We start from the raw sequence: 1709 nt of genomic DNA on the forward strand, positions 1-1709 counted from the left end.
TTTAAAACCAGTTTATTATACCATTGCTATATGTGAAAATCCGTTCTTGTATTTTGGGAGCAATAACTTTATAGATTGTATTTTGAGGGATTTGTTTAAAGGTTATAAAGTTATTATTTCCTTTAATTGCTCCTGCACTTTTCCATTCATTATCCCAATAGTAAAGTTCAAAATCCAATGAATCGGCTACTTCATTTTTTTTATAAGGGATATAAGATATTTGTTCTAGTTTACATGGTTTACCTAAATCAAATATAATTCCTTGTTGCCTTTCTTTTTTCTTACGGAAAACGCCTTTAAATCCGGTTGCAGACAAATGATCTGTTAGCATGTTCAGTGTTTCATCATCCTTAAATCCTTTCACATTGGCAGAAACCTTCACATTCGGAATCTCAATCAGCCGGCCATTCTGTCTCTCTTTGAATACAACTTCACATAACGAAATTGTATCTGACGGAGGAAGAAACCGTATATATCTGTAAGGTTCTTTGCATGATATTTTTATATCATTTGTCCACATATCCATGCTGTCCGTCAATGTAAATAAACTTTCATATTGGCTTTCTGCGTTTCCCGGATCATTGCTTCCTATAAATTGCCCTCCAATTAATGGTTTTTTATTATCTGCGATCAGATTTTTATATAAATAAGGTTTGGGGGTACGGATTGTTATATCTGTTTTTGTGTTAGCACATTCCAGTTTCTCGACAGAACCATCCTGTTTTAAAATAAATAATGGTGCTGCGGGAATGATCGTTCCATTTTTATAAAATGCCGGAAGGTAAGCAATATCACGTCCCATGTCTTTAAATGTAACCTGTTTATTTCTTCCAATTTTACCCCATTGTACAGGAATCCATCCTTCAAAGCTATAAACACACAAATAACAGTAGTTGGTTTTATCCGGAATATCTTCTGTGATTTCCAGCGATACATCTGCTGTTTTAAAATATTGAGAAGAAACATCTTTGATCCGTGGATTCTTAAATAAAGCAGGTATATCATACGAGGATATTTTCTGATCCGCTATAGGTCCTTCTATATTAAATTCGTATGTATGACGATAAACTTTAGGTAACCTGAATTTTCCCCATACCAGATCAAAACATTCGTTATTGTAAATTCTTTTATATTTCCATCTGTCATTATCATAAAATGGTTCAAAAGGATGGCTCTCTCTATTTATTATAATCGTGTTCCAGCTGTGCGCTTCATTTCTATTTCCCCATTCGGGTACAAAGTCTATGGCAACAGCCATCCCTAAAGCAGAAAAAAGCAGACAATTATACCATGTCATCTGTTCGCACAACCCTCTTTTTATATATTCAAATGTGGCTGCACTGTAGATCGGGACAGAGGCGGCGGCATTATAATTATATTGAAGAAAGCTATATTGATAACTTAATGAATCTACCATCTCTTGAATAGTCTTGGTTGAATCATTAAAATATCCTTGATGTCGTTTGTAAAATATTTGCCGGGCATCATCTAAACATACTCCATTCTGAAATCTGTAAGGAAGAATAGTTGAACAAAAGTCTTCAAAAGAGATGTCTTTTGTGTATTTATTTTCTTGCCAGGCATTGAATGCAAGGTCTATTTCTTTAATGAGCCAATCAGCTTTGATTGTAGAAATGTCTTGTTGCATGGAAAGAGGTGAAATATTTATTCGTATGTTTTCTCCAAAGGCTCTGGTTTCTCTTGCCCAT

1 protein-coding gene is annotated in these 1709 nt (G+C 34.3%); it reads right to left on the reverse strand.

The window, feature by feature from the left end:
• Nucleotide 1: 1 nt before the first annotated feature.
• Nucleotides 2-1709: hypothetical protein (locus C4S38_RS15640; protein ID WP_160034773.1), on the reverse strand; the 1708-nt coding region annotated here is incomplete at its 5' end.

Origin of the sequence: Parabacteroides chinchillae (assembly GCF_900108035.1) — a bacterium.
GTDB classification, from domain to species: domain Bacteria; phylum Bacteroidota; class Bacteroidia; order Bacteroidales; family Tannerellaceae; genus Parabacteroides; species Parabacteroides chinchillae.